General features: G+C 72.8%; 14 protein-coding genes and 1 pseudogene. 6 read left to right on the plus strand and 9 right to left on the minus strand.

The window, feature by feature from the left end; genetic code table 11:
* The first annotated feature begins 9 nt into the window (after nucleotides 1-9).
* The 4 genes from H4F90_RS07250 (at nucleotide 10) to H4F90_RS07265 (ending at nucleotide 7760) form a co-directional block, all read left to right on the plus strand.
* A complete protein-coding gene (locus H4F90_RS07250; protein ID WP_182662807.1) occupies nucleotides 10-4065 on the plus strand; it encodes a UvrD-helicase domain-containing protein in 4056 nt (1351 codons plus the stop codon).
* A complete protein-coding gene (recD, locus tag H4F90_RS07255) occupies nucleotides 4062-6278 on the plus strand; it encodes an exodeoxyribonuclease V subunit alpha (protein ID WP_220486053.1) in 2217 nt (738 codons plus the stop codon). The genes H4F90_RS07250 and recD overlap by 4 nt, the downstream gene beginning before the upstream one ends.
* Nucleotides 6279-6332: 54 nt before the next feature.
* Nucleotides 6333-6818: an SRPBCC domain-containing protein gene (locus tag H4F90_RS07260; RefSeq protein WP_182662809.1), complete on the plus strand. Its 486-nt coding sequence runs from the start codon at nucleotides 6333-6335 to the stop codon at nucleotides 6816-6818.
* A 93-nt stretch (nucleotides 6819-6911) separates the two neighbouring features.
* A complete protein-coding gene (locus H4F90_RS07265) occupies nucleotides 6912-7760 on the plus strand; it encodes a DUF1223 domain-containing protein (RefSeq protein ID WP_182662811.1) in 849 nt (282 codons plus the stop codon).
* On the opposite strand, the gene H4F90_RS07270 is transcribed toward H4F90_RS07265, so the two are convergent.
* The gene (locus H4F90_RS07270) at nucleotides 7757-8323 is read right to left on the minus strand and encodes a hypothetical protein (protein ID WP_182662813.1); all 567 of its coding nucleotides are present in this window, start codon (nucleotides 8321-8323) and stop codon (nucleotides 7757-7759) included. The genes H4F90_RS07265 and H4F90_RS07270 overlap by 4 nt on opposite strands.
* Before the next feature lie 56 nt (nucleotides 8324-8379).
* Between H4F90_RS07270 and H4F90_RS07275 the strand changes: the two genes are divergently transcribed.
* Both H4F90_RS07275 and H4F90_RS07280 read left to right on the plus strand, forming a co-directional pair.
* The gene (locus H4F90_RS07275; RefSeq protein ID WP_182662815.1) at nucleotides 8380-8631 is read left to right on the plus strand and encodes a type II toxin-antitoxin system Phd/YefM family antitoxin; all 252 of its coding nucleotides are present in this window, start codon (nucleotides 8380-8382) and stop codon (nucleotides 8629-8631) included.
* Nucleotides 8628-8882, plus strand: coding sequence for a Txe/YoeB family addiction module toxin (locus tag H4F90_RS07280; protein ID WP_182662817.1), 255 nt, complete (start codon nucleotides 8628-8630; stop codon nucleotides 8880-8882). The genes H4F90_RS07275 and H4F90_RS07280 overlap by 4 nt, the downstream gene beginning before the upstream one ends.
* Nucleotides 8883-8954: 72 nt before the next feature.
* Here the strand turns inward: H4F90_RS07280 and H4F90_RS15850 are convergent.
* From H4F90_RS15850 to H4F90_RS07320, 8 genes and pseudogenes are all read right to left on the minus strand, one after another.
* Nucleotides 8955-9110: pseudogene (locus H4F90_RS15850) on the minus strand (helix-turn-helix domain-containing protein); the annotation flags it as partial.
* Between the two features lie 327 nt (nucleotides 9111-9437).
* Nucleotides 9438-9959, minus strand: coding sequence for a DUF2846 domain-containing protein (locus H4F90_RS07290; protein ID WP_328700845.1), 522 nt, complete (start codon nucleotides 9957-9959; stop codon nucleotides 9438-9440).
* 153 nt (nucleotides 9960-10112) lie between these two features.
* Nucleotides 10113-10493, minus strand: coding sequence for a hypothetical protein (locus tag H4F90_RS07295; RefSeq protein ID WP_182662819.1), 381 nt, complete (start codon nucleotides 10491-10493; stop codon nucleotides 10113-10115).
* 686 nt (nucleotides 10494-11179) lie between these two features.
* Nucleotides 11180-11689, minus strand: a complete 510-nt coding sequence (locus H4F90_RS07300) for a hypothetical protein (protein WP_182662821.1) — start codon at nucleotides 11687-11689, stop codon at nucleotides 11180-11182.
* A 73-nt stretch (nucleotides 11690-11762) separates the two neighbouring features.
* Nucleotides 11763-12260, minus strand: coding sequence for a hypothetical protein (locus tag H4F90_RS07305; RefSeq protein ID WP_182662823.1), 498 nt, complete (start codon nucleotides 12258-12260; stop codon nucleotides 11763-11765).
* A 297-nt stretch (nucleotides 12261-12557) separates the two neighbouring features.
* Nucleotides 12558-13607, minus strand: coding sequence for a biotin synthase BioB (bioB, locus tag H4F90_RS07310; RefSeq protein ID WP_182662825.1), 1050 nt, complete (start codon nucleotides 13605-13607; stop codon nucleotides 12558-12560).
* 64 nt (nucleotides 13608-13671) lie between these two features.
* Entirely contained in the window at nucleotides 13672-15033 is a 1362-nt protein-coding gene (locus tag H4F90_RS07315) for a BaiN/RdsA family NAD(P)/FAD-dependent oxidoreductase (protein ID WP_182662827.1), read from the minus strand.
* A gap of 81 nt (nucleotides 15034-15114) precedes the next feature.
* Nucleotides 15115-17202 (minus strand): M3 family metallopeptidase, encoded by a 2088-nt coding sequence (locus tag H4F90_RS07320; RefSeq protein ID WP_182662829.1) that lies wholly within the window; start codon nucleotides 17200-17202, stop codon nucleotides 15115-15117.
* Nucleotide 17203: the final 1 nt, after the last annotated feature.

Raw genomic sequence — 17203 nt, forward strand, 5'->3', positions numbered from 1 at the left:
GCGCATCGCATGAGCGCCCCCCTGCTCGACCCCCTGCGCCTGCCGCTGCGCGGCAGCCGGCTCATCGAGGCCAGCGCCGGCACCGGCAAGACCTACACCCTGGCCGCCCTGGTGCTGCGCCTGGTGCTGGGCCATGGCGGCGAGGCCGGGCCGCCCCGGCCGCTGCTGCCGCCGGAGATCCTCGTCCTCACCTTCACCGAGGCCGCCACCGAGGAGCTGCGCGAGCGCATCCGCGCCCGCCTGCGCGAGGCCAGCGAGGCCTTCACCGCCGCGGCCGATGCCCAGGCCCGCGGCGAGGCCCCGCCCGCGCTGGACGAGCCCCTGCTGCGCGCCCTGCGCGCGGACCTGCCCCCCACCGACTGGCCCGCCGCCGCCCAGCGCCTGCGCCTGGCCTGCGCCTGGATGGACGAAGCCGCCATCCACACCCTGCACGGCTGGTGCGGCCGCGTGCTGCGCGAACACGCCTTCGACAGCGGCAGCCTCTTCGCCCTGGCCCTGGACCCCGAGCCCGAGCGCCTCCAGGCCGAGGCCCTGCGCGACTGGTGGCGCCTGCATGCCCGGCCCCTGCCCCTGGCGCTGGCCCGCCGCCTGGCCGCCTGGTGGCCCACGCCCGAGGCCCTGGGCGAGGCCCTGGCCCCGCTGCGCATGCAGCCCGAGGCCCTGGGCCCCGGGCTGCCGCCCCAGGCCGCGCTGGCCGAGGCCGACCGCGCCCGCCGCGCCACCCTGGCCCGCCTGCGCCAGCCCTGGCGCGCGCCGGCCCAGGGCGGCGAGGGCTGGGCCGACACCCTGCTGGACGCGCTGAATACCGCGGTGGCCGCCAAGCAGCTCAAGATGGGCAAGCGCGCCGCCTGGGTCGAGGCCCTGCGCCGCTGGGCGGAGACGCCGGACATGCTCGACGCCGGTCCCGACGGGGACCGGGCCGGCGCCCTCCCCTCCGACGAGGACGGCGCGGCCGACCGGCCGGCCGGGGAACAGCCGGACCTCACCCGGAAAACCGCCTGGCCCGCCCTGGAAGCCTTCGCCCAGGCCCGCCTGGCCGAGGGCGACCGCCACCCGCTCTGGCCCGCCCTGGCCGGCCTGCGCGCCGCGCTGGCGGCCCTGCCCGACGGCCGCGACGCCATCCTGGCCCAGGCCCTGCGCTGGACCCTGGACCAGGCCGAGGCCGAACGCCAGCGCCGCGCGCTGCTGGATTTCGACGGCCTGCTGCAGCGCCTGGATGCCGCGCTGCAGGGGCCGCGCGGCGCCGCCCTGGCCGCGCGGCTGCGGGCGCAGCACCCGGTCGCGCTGATCGACGAATTCCAGGACACCGACCCGGTGCAGCTGCGCATCGTCGACGCGATCTACCGCATCGAGGCCGACGACCCGGCCACCGCCCTGCTGATGATCGGCGACCCCAAGCAGGCCATCTACGCCTTCCGCGGCGCCGACCTGCCGACCTATCTGCACGTGCGCCGGGCCACCGCCGGCCGCCACGCCACCCTGGGCACCAACTTCCGCGCCGGCCCGGGCATGGTGGCGGCGGTCAACACCGTCTTCGCGCTTGCCGAAGCCCGGTCCGGCGGCGCCTTCGGCCTGGGCGAGGCCCTGCCCTTCACGCCCGTGGCCGCGCCGGGCCGGCGCGAGCGCTGGTGGACGGCCGAGGCCCCCGACCCGGTCCCGCTCACCGCCTGGACGCTGCCGGCCGAAGGCGACAAGCCGCTGGGTGCCGGCCTGGCCCGCGAGCGCCTGGCCGCCGGCTGCGCCGCCGAGATCGCCCGCCTGCTGGCCGAGGGCGCAGCCGGCCGCGCCGGCTTCGTGCCGGACGCCGCGGCCGAGGCCCCGGCAGGCGGCCGGCCCGGCGAGCCGCCCCCGGGCCTGCAGCCCCTGCGGCCCGGCGACGTGGCCGTGCTGGTCAACACCGGCACCGAGGCGCAGGCCGTACGCAGCGCGCTCGATGCCCTGGGCGTGCGCAGCGTCTACCTGTCCGACCGCGGCTCGGTCTTCGACAGCCCGCAGGCCGGCGTGCTGCAGCGCTGGCTCCAGGCCGCCGCCACGCCCGAGGACGGCGCCGCGCTGCGCGCCGCCCTGGCCACCGCGCCGCTGGGCCTGGACTGGGCCACGCTCGAAGCGCTCAGCCTGGACGAAGCCGCCTGGGAGGCCGAACTCGCCCGCTTCCAGGCCCTGCAGGCGCGCTGGCGCCGCCACGGCGTGCTGCCCATGCTGCACCGGCTGATGCAGGACTTCGGCGTCGCGCCGCGCCTGCTGGCCGGCGGCGACGAACGCGGCCTGACCGACCTGATGCATCTGGCCGAGCTGCTGCAGGCCGCCGAGGCCACGCTCGACGGTCCGGCCGCGCTGATCCGCTGGCTGGGCCGGCAGCGCGAGGCGCCGCGCGGCGACGCCGACGCGCGCCGCCTGCGGCTGGAAAGCGATGCCGACCGGGTGCAGGTCGTCACCGTGCACAAGTCCAAGGGCCTCGAATACCCGCTGGTCTTCCTGCCCTTCGCCGCCTTCTTCCGGGCCGAGAAGCCCGGCGGCGCGCAGCCGCTGCGCTGGCACGACGCCGAGGGCCGGCTGCGCGCCAGCACGCAGGCCGACGACGCCGCCCGCGCAGCGGCCGAGGCCGAGCGCCTGCAGGAAGACCTGCGCAAGCTCTACGTCGCCCTGACCCGCGCGCGCCACGCCACCTGGCTGGGCGTGGCGCCCGTCAAAGCCCTGCGGCGCAGCGCGCTGGGCCACCTGCTGGTGGGCGGCGAGACGGCCGGCAGCGGATCGGCCGGCGACACCGAGGACGAGGACGGGGACGCCGGCGAGCCCCTGCTGGGCACGGCCCTGGACACGGCCCTGGCCGCCTGGACGGCGGCCTGCCCGTCCATCGTCTGCGCGCCCCTGCCGGCCGCGGGGACGGCGCGCTGCGCCGCGCCGCCCGCCCGGCCCCGCCTGCGGCCTGCCCCGGCCCTGCCGCAGCCGCGGCGGCGCTGGTGGATCGCCAGCTACTCGGCCCTGCGCCACGCTGCGGAGGCCGGGCCGACGGCACGAAGCCTTGAGGGGCCGGAGCCCTCCGGCGAGCCGCTGCCGCCCGAGGCGCCCGGCAGCGCCAGCGCCGCCACCTATGCCGAAGGCCCGGACCGTGGCCTCGCCCCCGCGCCGCAGCCCTCGCCCTGGTCGGACGACGCGCCGCCCGCCCGCCCGCTGCCGCCGCGCGGGATCACCGCCGATCTGTTCGCCGGGCTGGACACCGCCCCCCCCGAGCCCACGCCCGCCGCCCGCTCCGGCCGCCTGCACGGCCTGCCCCGTGGCGCCGCACCCGGCACCTTCCTGCACAGCCTGCTGGAATGGGCCGGCCAGCGCGGCTTCGCGCGGCTGGCGGCCGATCCCGCCCTGCAGGCCGAAGCCCGCGCCTGGCTGGCGCCGCGCGCCGCGCGCTTCGGCGAAGCCGCCCTGGCCGACACCCTGCACGCCTGGCTGTTGGACTGGCTGCGCACGCCGCTGCCGCTGGGGCCGGGCCGGGGGGCGGTGGCGCCGCAGGCCTTCGGCAGCAGCGCGGTCGAGCTGGAGTTCTGGTTCGCCGCCACGGCGGTGGAGGCCGCCGCGCTGGACCGGCTCGTCAGCACCCAGGTCTTCCCCGGCGCGCCCCGCCCGGCCCTGGCGCCGCAGGCGCTGGACGGCATGCTCAAGGGTTTCATCGACCTGGTCTTCGAGCACGAAGGCCGCTGGTACGTGGCCGACCACAAGTCCAACGCCCTGGGCGAGGACGAGGCCGCCTACGGCCCGGCCGCGCTGCAGGCCGCCGCGCTGGACAGCCGCTACGAGCTGCAGGCCCTGCTCTACCTGCTGGCCCTGCACCGCCTGCTGCGCATCCGCAAGCCGGGCTACGACTACGAGCGCGACGTGGGCGGCGCGCTGGTCCTCTTCCTGCGCGGCCATGCGGCGCCCGGCGGCGGCGTGCTCGCGATCCAGCCGCCGCGGGCGCTGATCGAGGCCCTGGATGCGCTGTTCGCCGGCCGGCCGGGCGAGCCGGTGGCAGCCGCCGCCCCAGACGGCCCCCCGGCCCCTGCGCCTGCCCCCCGTCCCCCCGCCGCATGAGCCCCGCCGACACCGACCGCCCCATGCTGCTGGCGCCGCCGCCGGCCGCCCATGCCGCGCTGCTGGCCGAGCTGGACCGCTGGGTGGCCGAAGGCTGGCTGCGCGCGCTCGACCGCCAGTTCGCCGCCTTCCTGGCCGCCCGGCAGCCGGACGCCCACCCACACGCCATCCTGGCCGCCGCCCTGGCCAGCCACCAGCTCGGCCGCGGCCATGCCTGCCTGGACCTGGACGCCACCCTGGCCGATGCCGGCACCGCCCTGGCCCTGCCGCCCGATGGCCGGCCGCGCCGCCCGCCCGCGGCCGGCTTCCGCGCCAGCCTGCCGGCGGAGCCGGCGGCCCCGGCCCGGCCGCCCGCCCGCCCCGCGCAGCTGCTGGCCGGCCTCAGCCGCGCCGCCTGGGATGCGGCCCTGGCCCACCCCGCCCTGGTGAGCGATCTGACGCCCGCCGGCCCCGGCCAGCCTGCCCCCGCCGACCCGGGCGACACGCCGCTGGTGCGCGTCGGCCCGCGGCTCTACCTGCGGCGCTGCTGGCGGCAGGAGCAGACCCTGCGCGCCGCCCTGGCCGCGCGGCTGGACCCGGTGGCCGAAGCCGAATCCCCCGCCGGCCGCGCCGCGCTGGCCCATGCGCTGGGCGTGCTGTTTCCGCCCCTCGCCGCCGCGCCGGAGGGCCGCCCCCCGCCCCTCGACGGCCAGAAGCGCGCCTGCGCCCTGGCCGCGCGGCGCCGCTTCGCACTCATCACCGGCGGCCCCGGCACGGGCAAGACCACCACCGTGCTGCGCCTGCTGGTGGCCCTGCAGCATCTGGCGCTGAGCGCCGGGCCGCAGGCGCGGCCGCTGCGCATCCGCCTGGCCGCGCCCACCGGCAAGGCCGCGGCGCGGCTGGGCGAATCGATTGCCGGCGCCGTGGCCCGCCTGCCGCTGGACGGCCTGCCCGAGGCCGAGCGCCTGCGCGCCGCCGTGCCCACCGAGGTGCTGACCGTGCACCGCCTGCTCGGCGCCCGGCCCGACACCCGCGCCTTCCGCCACGACGCCCGCCAGCCCCTGCCGCTGGACGCGCTGGTGGTGGACGAAGCCTCGATGCTCGACCTGGAAACCGCCGCCGCCCTGGTCGAGGCCCTGCCGCCCGGCGCGCGGCTGATCCTGCTGGGCGACAAGGACCAGCTCGCCTCGGTGGAGGCCGGCGCCGTGCTCGGTGACCTGGCCCTGCGCGCCGACGAGGAGGCCTACGACGCCGACACCCGCGCCTGGCTGCAGGCCGTGGCGGGCGAGCCGGCCGCGCCACCTCCCTCCGACACCGCCCCCCCGCGCCGCCTGGACCAGGCCGTGGCCCTGCTGCGCACCAGCCACCGCTTCCAGGCCGGCGGCACCATCGGCCGCCTGGCCGAAGCCGTGCGCCGCGGCGACCGCGCGGCCCTGCAGGCCCAGCTCGATGCCCCCGGCCCCGGCCTCAGCGTGCTGGAGCTGGACCGCGAAGCCCCGCTGCGCCGCCTGCTGCTGGGCCGCGACGAGGCCGGCCACCTCGTCGATCCGCAGGCCCCCGGCGCCTGGCTGGCCCGCCTGCCGGCCGAGGAGCCACCGCCCGGCGCCCCGCCCGAGGCCCGCGCCGCCTGGGCGCGCGAGCTGCTGGAGGCGCTGGCGAGCTTCCAGCTGCTGGCCGCGCTGCGCAGCGGGCCGCAGGGCATCGAGACCCTGAACGAGCGCATCGAGGCCCTGCTGCGCGCCGAAGGCCTGCTCGGCCCGGCGGCGGGCGGCTGGTACCTGGGCCGGCCCGTCATGGTCACCCGCAACGACCCCGAGCTCGGCCTGATGAACGGCGACCTCGGCCTGACCCTCCGCAGCGCGCCTGATCCCGCCACCGGCCGGCCCGGCAGCCTGCGCGTCGTCGTCCCCGCGCCCGAGGCACCGGGCGGCGTGCGCTGGCTGCATCCCGGCCGCCTGCGCGCGGTGGAGACCGTCTTCGCCATGACGGTGCACAAGGCCCAGGGCTCCGAATTCCGCCACGCCGCCCTGCTGCTGCCCGCCCGCCCCAGCCCCGTGCTGGGCCGCGAACTGGTCTACACCGGCCTCACCCGCGCCCGCGAGCGGCTCACCCTGCTGCTGCCCCCCGGCGGCCGCGCCACCCTGCTCGATGCCCTGGGCCGGCGCGTGCAGCGGGCGAGTGGTTTGGCAGAGGGGTGGGATCCGGCGCCCGACGGGCAGGCAAGCGGCGCTTGACCTGGCGCGGGCCGCACGCGAGGCTTGCCCGCCTCACCGCCCCCGGAGCCCACCATGCCCGACACCCCCGCCCCCGGCAGCCTCACCCTGCACCGCATGCTGCGCGCGCCGGCCGAGCGCATCTACCGCGCCTGGACCGACCCGCAGGCCCTGATGAAGTGGATGCCACCGCACGGCTTCATCGGCATCGTGCATGCGGCCGACACCCGGCCCGGCGGCGCCTTCCGCATGGGCTTCACCCAGCTCGGCAGCGGCGAGGTGCATACCTGGCAGGGCCGCTACCTGGAGCTGGTGCTGGGCGAGCGCATCGTCACCGAGGAAGTCTTCGACAGCCCCGACCTGCCCGGCACCCTGCGCACCGAAGTCAACCTGCGCCCCACCCCCAGCGGCACCGAACTGCGCGTGACGCAAAGCGGCCTGCCCGACGCGCTGACGCCGGAATCCTGCATGCTGGGCTGGCAGGACTCGCTGCAACTGCTGGCCTTGCTGGTGGAGGGGCCCGACATGCCCCCGGCCGCCGAGCCGACCCGCAGGGCCTGAGCGGGGGCGCGGGCCCCGCCGAAGCGGCGTAAGCCCCCCGCCCCGCGGGCGACCCACCGCCACACGCCGGCCCCCGCCGGCCGGGAGCCCGCCATGCCGCATCGCCCTGCCCTGTCACGCCCTGCCCCTCGCCCGCTGATGGATCGGGTCAAGCCCTGGGGGCTGGCGCTGTCCGCCCTGGCGGCCGGCCCGCTGGCTGCGCAAACCGCACCGCCGCTTGCGGGGGCGGGCGCGGCGCCCGCCACCTGCCCGGGCCGGGCCGAGGCGCCGGACCGCGCGCCGCAGGTGCTGGAGCTCTACACCTCCGAAGGCTGCAGCTCCTGCCCGCCGGCCGACCGCTGGCTGGCCCAGTTCAGCGGGCGCAGCGACGTGCTGCCGCTCGCCTTCCACGTCACCTACTGGGACCGCCTGGGCTGGCCCGACCGCTACGCCGACCCGCTGCACACCCAGCGCCAGACGGAAGTGCGCGACCGCCTCGGCGCCCGCCAGCTCTACACCCCCCAGACCGTGCTGGAAGGCCGCGACTGGCGCGGCTGGTGGCAAGGCCAGGCCCTGCCGCGCCCCGCCACCAGCGCCGCCCCGCTGGCCCTCAGCCTGAGCGGCCGCGGCCAGGCCGTCGACGTGGAACTGCACCCCCGCCCCGGCGCCCCCCTGCCCGCGCGGCTGCAAGCCTTCTGGGCCGTCAGCGAAGACGGCCACAGCACCCAGGTGAAACCCGGCGAGAACGAAGGCAGCCTGCTGCGCCACGCCGCCGTGGTGCGCGGCTACACCCCCATCCCGCCCCAGCTGCTGGCGCCCCTGCACGCCGGCCAGCCGCTGCGCCTGAGCTACACCCCGCCGCCCGCCAGCCCCGGTGCGGGTGCGCGGCGGGTGGTGATGGTGGTGGCGGACGCGGCCAGCGGCCGCACGCTGCAGGCCGGGGTGCTGGCCTGCGGCAGCTAGGGCGCCCCGCCCGGCTGCAAGGCCACCCGCAGCGCCGCCTGCAGATCGGCCGGCAGGCTGGCCACCCCCTTCACCACGCCCGCGCCGCCGTGGCGCCAGTGCAGGGTGAAGGTCCGTCGGGCCGCAGCGCCCGCCGGGTCGAAGGCCAGGAGGCGCAGCTTCACCTCGGTGCCGCCTTCCACCAGCGCGGGCGAGGACAAAAGCTTCAGCACCGGCCCCAGTTCCTGCACCTCCACGCCCAGCAGCACCGAGAAGGGCGCCGCAGCCGCCGCGGCCTGCCGCTGCGCGTGGGCGGCATCCACCGCAGCCACCCGCTGCAGCGTCGCCTGCGCAAAACAGCCGGACTGCGCCAGGAAATCCCGCAAACCGGCGGCCGCAGCAGCCTCCCGCGCCGGCACATCCTTCTGATCCGCCCGCCAGGCCGGCGCCCAGATCACCAGGGCCGAGGCCGAGGCATCGCACAGCGGCGCCTGCGGCGACGGGGTGAGGGTGGTCTGGGTGCTGGCGCAGGCGGTGAGCAGCAGGGCTGGGGCGGCGCTGCGCAAGCGGCTGGGGAAGATCATTGACGGCCTGGCCCGAACGACTTGTACAATAAAACGTACATAAGAGGAGTTTGCGAATGGACGCCATCACCTACAGCTCGGCGCGCGCCAACCTGGCCAAGACGATGGACCGCGTGTGTGACGACCATGAGCCTGTGATCATCACACGCAATGGCGAGCAGTCCGTGGTGATGCTCTCCCTGGAGGATTTCAAGGCGCTGGAGGAAACCGCCTACCTCCTGCGCTCACCGGCCAACGCCAAGCGTCTGCTGGGCGCCATCGAGCAGCTTGCCCAGGGTGGCGGCACGGCGCGGGACTTAGGCGCATGAAGCTCGTCTTCGCGGATGCCGCCTGGGAAGACTACGTCCACTGGCAGAAGCAAGATCGAAAGATGGTGGAGCGCATCAACAAGCTCATTCAGGAAGTGCGGCGCGAACCGTTCGCGGGCTTGGGGAAACCCGAGCCACTGCGTCACGCCCTTGCCGGATTCTGGTCTCGCCGCATCACCGACGAGCACCGGATGGTGTATCGCGTCGAGGGGGACTCCCTCCTGATTGCGCAGCTTCGATACCACTACTGAGACCCCTGTCGGGCTGAGGGATTGGGTGCGTCAGCGCTCTCTGCGCCTCAGCAATGCCTTCGTCGAGGCCGGACGCGCCTGCGTCCACTGCCGGCCCGCCTGCGACGCGTAGCCCTCGGTCGTGCTGTTGCGCGCCACCTCACGGCTGAGCGAGCTGGGGCTGCGCTGCAGCACTTTGGCAATCGCCCGCAGGCTATGCCCCTGCTGGCGCAGGCTCGCCAGCGTCACCCGCTCTTACGCCTGCAGCTGTAGGTATCTCTTCGTCATCGTCAAACCTTACCGGTCGGGCAAGGTGTTGCACTTAAGGCTTGAATCCGCCACACAAGGACTCTGCAACGTCCTTGATCAACACCCCCGGCGATTCCGACATCTTGACCGCAGCGGGTTTGAAATCAACTCCGTAGCGATCCACCATCTGCGGCCCCGGCTTTCCCATCAAACACTCCTTCTGTTAGGTTGGAGTGTCCACTAAAGTGAAACAAGGTTCCGGGTCCGCTCGAGCGAAGGGTTAGGCCACCCCGTCAACGACGAAGTAGCTTGAACAACTCCCTGGCGTCACTTGCTAGCACTGCATTTGCCGGGCTTTGCCATCTCAAGTTTCACAACGTCGGCTTTTCCTTGCGCTTCCGTAACCTGCTCAACGCCAGCGCCACCAACAAAGACGCCAAGCTTGATGTATTGCCGAATAAAATAGTTCTTCCCAGCTTCAAACATCAACTCGAGCGCATTCGGAGAGAACTCGGATTCGGTGTCGACCTTATGAGTCGTTCCGCCATCTACCTCGGTATAGAAGAAGACATCCGGCGCACTTTCACCGATGCACTTGCCGTCGATCCAAAGGTCCTTCTTAAGGGCTTGACCAACGAAGCTGTTTCGATAAAGGTAGACGCCTGACTTCCCTTGGCTAGGAGGATTGAACTCCTTCGCCTTTGCGGAATCTTCCTTCGAGGCCATCTGCACTGAGGCGCATCCAGTAAGTGCGAGCGCAGCGCAGACAGATAGAACAGCAATGAATCGCATCAAAAGCTCCCTCAAGTTGTTGATGTTGCGAGCACTTTTTGGCCAGCTCACGGCCACGGTCAGTGTATCAAATCAGATAGCTTCATTCGCGAGCCAACCAATCTTGGCAATCGCAGTCTGAGGAGGCTTGTTGGGTGGCCTAACGTTTGAATTCAGCAGACCCGCACCGCAGGCGCGAGATCCGCTGGAATGATGGGTTGGGCACAACACTCATTGGGGTTTATCAATCGCCGCAAGTACAAGGTTCGTGTTGAACGTAAACGAAGCACGCACTACCTTTCGCATACCCATGAACCCCGACACTTCAACAAAGTCATAACCCATTGTTGATGTTCCATCTTTCTTGGTTTGCCACCAAGCCGGTGGCCCCAATGTCTTTACGACATCTTGCTTTGACGTAACTCCGACCTTTGCAAAATCGATTTTGCCTGGGGTGAATACCGACCTGCCACTTTGAACATCGGCTTGGCTAGGAGTCCCGAGAAAAAGCCCTCCGGAACCGGGATATGGATCTGTTGAAGGGGATGGATTTGATGCACATCCGGTAAGCAAGAGTGCAATCGCAAGTGACGCGAGAGGGTATTTACTCATTTAAATCTCCGACTTATTGCGAGTGAGCTGAGTCGTGTGGTGCCCAACGTTTGAGTTGAGCCGCAGACGCCGGCTTGCCGGTGGCTGTCGGCTCGAACGAATGGTTAGGCCCCATTCGCTGCCAACTGTTTGAAGGCTGGACTGTTGCCATTGCGAGTGACACCACATGCGGTGCGAGCGTAGGCGCATTTGAGAGGATGGCCGGGCTTGCCAATTGGCGACTGGCCATAAACCGTGACAGAGCTACGCGGCTCGAGCCTGCGTGGCCAAGACCCACCGTCCAAAATGACTGGTTGCGTATACGCGCCGCGTGAGTCTGTGCCTTTATAGAAGACACCCGCTTCCTCAATGGTGACAGCGAAGGCGCTGAGATTCGTTACCTCGATGCAGAAGTTCAATCTCGGGTCTGCAGCACCAACCGGTATTGCGTGCTTTGGCCTGACCCGGAGCTTCACGCGCGAGCGATCCAACTGATGCCAGGTATTGACGAGCCCAAGGACCGCTCCAAGTACAGCGATTGCAAGGGTGACGGACTCAGTAACCGACATCGTCATCATGGGGCCTAACGTTCGAGTTAACCCCGACCGCGGAGGCAGACGCCGACTGGCCGCGGAAGGACAATTTCTACCATGGCCAGGAGCGGCCAGGCGGTGGCTGCCGTAGCGGGTCGGGGGTTGAACGAGGGGTTAGGCCGCAGCCGGCAGCAGAGAAAGCTTGAAACCATAGTAGGAGCCTTGTTGGAGCTCTTTGTCCCAGATAGGGCGAATGCCGTCACTTGAAGCGAAGTAAGCCATGCCGCGCAGCCATGAAGACCAAACTTCAGCGTCGATGTAGCCACCCTTGAAGTACAAGTACTCCTCTGCGCACAAGTTGAAGTAGTCGTACAAGCGCTGCTTGTCCTTCGGTTCCATCAAGGCGTTGGCGGGTAGCTCTCGGATTCGGTTCAGGTCGTCGTTCAGAGCGTCGAAGCGCGCGTTGAACTCCTTGAATAGCGCGACAAACCGCTCAGTGTTGGAGTTGTGCTGAGCGAAGAGGAAGTGGAAGAAGGCTGCGATGCTCCCGAGCAGCGAAATCAGAAGCTCCGGCGTCTGTTTCTCTGTGGGCAGAAGGTAGAAGCCAAGCCCAGCTGCAACTGCGGTTCCTGTGAACCACCACTGATACGACTGACGGCGCCCGAGGCGGAAGGGTGTGGTCATCATTGGCGTGTGTTCTGCGGCCTAACGTTCGACGTAAGGGGCTGGCCGCAGGCCAGTCCCCTTGACGGAGGGGTTAGCCGCCATTCTGCGCGTAGGTGATGTAGTAGAGCAGGGCGCCGACTGCACAAAGCTCTCCCCAACGAACGACCGGACTCTGGGAGGCCCACTTCACCCGCTTGCCAGGAGGCTCGTGTGAAACTTCCGTCGGCTCGCCGAACTGGGACTTAAGCGCTGCAAGCGCTCGGACGGCATCGCTGATGCATTGCTGAGTAGTCTGGGTTCCGAAAGTGAACCCGATCATGCGGACAAAGCTTTCTGACGCATCGAGATCTACTGTGACCGTTGCGGTTCGGTCGAAGAGGTTGCCCTCAAACTCCTTGCGCAGAAACTTTTCCGGGGGAGCCAGCATCGCTGACTTCCATTGCGTTTCTGGACGAATAGCACTGGCTTCGCTCTTAGACATGCCGAGCGAGAACCCAGCGTAAGACTGGCTCCGCTCATCGGCGCCGAACGCGCTGACCACGATGGAAGCGCCGAAGGCGCAAATGAGACAACGGGCGCGAAGCTGCATGGCTATGGCGGCTAACGTACTTTAGGCATCACAGCAGCACTTGCCACATGACGCCGAATGTTCAAGACACCTTGAGCCTACCGCGGCCTGCTTCCCAGGGATAGGGACCACACAACCCCTTCTTGCGAGGGCTTGCAACGGCGCGCTAGGCGGCCCAACGGCAGCACGGCAGCGGCACACCCTCGGGCCCGGGTGCATGCGCCTCCCGGCGATCACCCCCCCAAAGCAAAAACGCCGCGGCACAGGCCGCGGCGTTTTTGCTTCATCCCGCCTGCGTCTCGCAGGCATTGCACGGGCTCAGGCGCTTTCGGCGCGCAAACCCAGCCGCGCAAACAGCGCCTCATCCCGCGCCACCTCAGGGTTCCCCGTGGTCAGCAGCGTTTCCCCGTAGAAAACGGAATTGGCGCCAGCCAGGAAGCACAGGGCCTGGGTGGCGTCGTCCATTTGCTGGCGGCCGGCGGAGAGGCGCACATAGGCCTTGGGCATCGTGATGCGGGCCACGGCGATCGTGCGGACGAATTCCAGCGGGTCGAGTTTCTCGGTGCCGGCCAGGGGGGTGCCTTCCACTTGCACCAGTTCGTTGATGGGCACGGATTCGGGCTGGGGGTCGAGATTGGCCAGTTCGGCGATGAGGCCGGCGCGTTCGCGGCGGGATTCGCCCATGCCGACGATGCCGCCGCAGCACACATTCATGCCGGCATCGCGCACCCGCGCCAGGGTGGCCAGGCGTTCGGCCTGGTCGCGGGTGGTGATGATGCGGCCGTAGGCCTCGGGGGCGGTGTCGAGGTTGTGGTTGTAGTAATCCAGGCCGGCGTCCTTCAGGGCGTGGGCCTGCGGTTCGGTCAGCATGCCCAGGGTGCAGCAGGCTTCCAGGCCGAGGCTTTTCACCTCGCGGATGAGTTCGCTGACTTTCTCGATGTCGCGGTCCTTGGGCTCGCGCCAGGCGGCGCCCATGCAGAAGCGGGTGGCGCCCACGTCCTTGGCGGCCTGGGCGGCGGCGCGCACTTGCTCGACGGACATGAGCTTGGTGGCTTCCACGCCGGTGTCATAGCGGGCGGCCTGGGGGCAGTAGCCGCAGTCTTCGGGGCAGCCGCCGGTCTTGATGGACAGCAGGGTGGAGCGCTGGACGGCGTTGGCGTCGAAGTGCTCGCGGTGGACCTGCTGGGCGCGCCAGAGCAGGTCGTTGAAAGGCAGTTCGAAGAGGGCTTCCACCGCCTCGACGGGCCAGCGGCCGGGCTGGCTGGCGTGGGGGGTGCCGGCGGCCTGCGGGCGGTGCAGGGTGACCGGGCGGGCGGTGGCGGCGGTGGGGGCCGAGCAGGCGGGGGTCGGGGCGTCGGTCAGGCTCATCGCGTCAGCGTCGTTCGAAGGCAGGGCGGGATTGGACCACGCGCAGGGCGGGGGCCGGGGCGCCTCAGGCGCCCGTGTGATGCAGCCAGCGCAGCAGGCCCTGGGCGGCGTACCGGCCGCTGGCAAAGCAGGCTTGCAGCAGGTAGCCGCCGGTGGGGGCTTCCCAGTCCAGCATTTCGCCGGCCACGAAGACGCCGGCCGGCAGGGCGGGGCCGGGGGGCAGCATCAGGCCGGGGCTCAGGGTGTCCAGCCTGACGCCGCCGGCGGTGCTGATGGCTTCGTCGATCGGCCGGGGGGCCACCAGGCGCAGCGGCCAGGCCTTGAGCAGGGTGGCCAGGGCGGCGGCATCGGCCGGGTCGGGGCGCTGCTCGGGGGTGTCGGGCAGGCCGCGGTGCAGCACTTCCTGCAGCAGCGCGGCCTTGGCGCCTTCCAGGCCCAGGCGGCTTTTCAGGTGGGTAGCCAGGCTGCGCGGGCCGCGGGGGTGGGCGATGTCGGCGCGCACCTTGTCCAGGCTGAAGGCGGGCAGCAAGTCCAGGTGGACGGTGCAGGCGCCGGTGGCGGCGATCTGCTCGCGGAGGGCGGCGCCGGCGGCGTAGATCAGGCTGCCTTCGACGCCGTAGTCGCTGAGCACGAACTCACCGGCGCGGTCGAAGACGGTGCCGTCCGGCCCCACCATGCGCAGGCGCACGGGCTTGAGGGGCGCGCCGGCCTGGCGGGCGCGCAGCGGCGCGCTCCAGCCCGCTGCCTGCCCGGCCCAGCCGACATGGAAGCCGACATTGGCCGGCCGCAGCGGCGCGATGGGCACGCCGGCTTGCGCCAGCGGCGCCACCCAGGCGCCGTCCGAGCCCAGGCGCGACCAGCTGGCGCCGCCCAGGGCCAGCAGGCAGGCGGCGGCGGGCACGGTGCTTTCGCCCTGCGGCCCGGCGAAGCGCAGGCGCAGTGGCGGCGGGGCCTGGGCCGGCTCGGCCGCATCGCTTGAAGGGGCAGGCGCGGGCCGCTCGAAGCCCAGCCAGCGCTCGCGCATGCGGAAGACGACGCCCTGCTGCCGCAGCCGCTGCACCCAGGCGCGCAGCAGGGGCGCAGCCTTCATTTCGGCCGGGAAGACGCGGCCCGAGCTGCCGACGAAGGTGTCCACGCCCAGGCCGGCGGCCCAGTCGCACAGGGCTTGCGGGGGGAAGGCGTCCAGCCAGGGGGCCAGGGCGGCGGCGGCTTCGCCGTAGCGGGTGTCGAAGCCGGGGCGGGGCTCGCTGTGCGTCAGGTTCAGGCCGCCCTTGCCGGCCAGCAGGAATTTGCGGCCGACGCTGGGCATGGCGTCGTGCAGCACCACGGGCCGGCCGGCGGCGGCCAGGGTTTCAGCCGCCATCAGGCCGGCGGGGCCGCCGCCGACCAGGTGCACGGCCGCGGGGGACGGGGAAGGCGCAGTCATGCCCGGGATTGTCGGCGCGGGCCCCGGCGCGGGCCCCGGCGCGGGCCGGCCGGGGCGGAGGCCGCGTCCGGATGGCAGGGCTCAGCGGCCCTGCAGCCAGCGGCGGAAGGCGTCTTCGCGCACGGAGCGGCCGAGGAAGGCCTGGATCAGCGCTTCGGGTGGCCGCTCGTTGCCGGCCTCCAGCACGCGTTCGCGCCAGCGCCGGCCGGTGGCCGGATCGAAGAGATCGGGCGCGAAGGCGGTGCGCAGGTCGGCGGCGATGACCTGGGCCCACAGGTAGCCGTAGTAGCCGGCGGCGTACTCGCCGACGATGTGGTCGAAGCTGGCCGGGAAGAGGCTGCCGGGCACGTGGCCGAGCGGGCTGGCGGCTTCCAGCCGGCGCCACAGGGCGAGCGGGGCCGGGCTGCGCAGGCCGTCCGGCCCGTGCAGCTGCAGGTCGTAGCGCGCGAACAGCAGCTGGCGGCCCACGTGCAGCGCGCGGCCCACGCGGCGCGCGGCCAGCGCGGCCTGCGCCAGCTCGGGCGGCATCGGCACGCAGCGCGGGCAGACGCCGGGCAGCAGCGCGAGCAGGCGGGGGTCGTCGATCCAGCCCTCCAGCAGCTGGGACGGCACTTCGACGAAGTCCAGCGGCTGCTGCAGCGCCGCCGCATCGACGTGGCGCGGCCGGGCCAGCAGCACGTGCAGGGCATGGCCGAACTCGTGCAGCAGGGTTTCCAGCTCGACGAGGCTGAGGCCCTCGCGGTCGAAGTTGCCGACCAGCGCCGCCAGGGGCTGGCGGCCCGGTGCGGCGCCGCGCAGCGGGAAGACGGCGAAGTGGCCGTATTTGCCGGGGCGGGGGTGCAGGTCGAGCAGCAGCTCGCCGATCACGCGGCCGTCCTGTGCGTCCAGCAGGCGCCAGCGCTGGGCGCTGGGGTGCCAGAGGGTGGCGGGCAGGCGTTCGAAGCGCAGGCCGAAGCTGCGCTGGGCCAGGGCCATGACGAGGTCGACCGCGGCCTGCGGCGGCAGGTGGCGGCGCAGGGCTTCGGGGTCGTGCGGGTGGCGGGCCTGGCGCAGGCGCTCCAGGTAGTGGGCCTGGTCCCAGCGCTGCAGGCGGCGGCCGGGCGGGGCATCGGGGTCGGCATCCAGCAGGGCCTGAAGCTCGGCCAGCTCGGCGGCCTGCAGGGGCGCGATCTGGGCCTCCAGGCGGTCGAGGAAGGCGGCGGCGGTGGCCGGGTCGCCGGCCATGCGCTCGCGCAGTTCCAGCTCGGCCGGGCTGGCGGCGCCGAACAGGGCGGCGTGCTCGCGGCGCAGCTCGACGATGCGGGCGAGGCGGCGCAGATTGGCCTCGCCACCCTGGCGCAGCCAGGCGCGCCAGTAGCGCTCGCGGGTGGCGGGGCGGCGGGCCAGGCGCAGCAGGGTGTCGGCGGTGACGGCGTCGAAGCCCAGGCTGTAGCGGCCACGCGCGTCGCGCGGCAGCTCGGCCAGGCTGGCGGCGGGCAGGCCGGCCAGGGCCTCCGGCTCGAAGGCGAGCACGCGGCGGTCGTCGCTGAGCGCGCGCTCGAAGGCCTGGATCTCGGCACCCAGGGCCTGCTGCAGGGCCATGGCGTGGTCGCGCTCGACCGGCGGCAGGCCGGCGCCGGCCCGCTCGAAACGCCGGATCAGCAGCTGGCGCAGGCGCTGCTCGACCGGGTCGGTGGGGGCCAGGGCGCGCAGCGCCTCGAGCAGCCGGGTCTGCTGGTGCAGGCGCTGCAGGGCGGCCTGCTGGCGCAGCTCGCAGGCACGCGCGGCCTGGCGCATGGCGTCCTGCGGATGGACGCGGCCCAGGAAGGCCAGCGGCAGGAGGCGGTCTTCGTGGCCCTCGGTGATGGCGCCATAGCCGGCCAGCGGCGAGGCCTCGCCGGACGCCACCCGGCGGACCAGGGCCTGGCGCTCACGGTCCAGGGCCTGCACGCCCTGGTCGCAGCGGCGACGCAGGGCCTCGGGGTGCTCGATGGCCGCCCAGTCGAGCTGGGGGGCGCTGCGGGCCTCGGTGGCGAGGCGCGGCGGCTCGATGGCCGCGGCCGGCCGGGCCGCCGGCAGCAGGACGGCAGCCAGCATCAGCGCGGCCAGCCGCCGCGCGGGGCGCGGCCGGCGCTCCGGGGGCGGCGCGCCGCGCGGGCCGGTCGCAGCCGGTGCGGGCGCGGGGCGCATG

The sequence above is a fragment of the Aquariibacter albus genome, from assembly GCF_014145335.1.
Lineage (GTDB): Bacteria > Pseudomonadota > Gammaproteobacteria > Burkholderiales > Burkholderiaceae_C > Aquariibacter > Aquariibacter albus.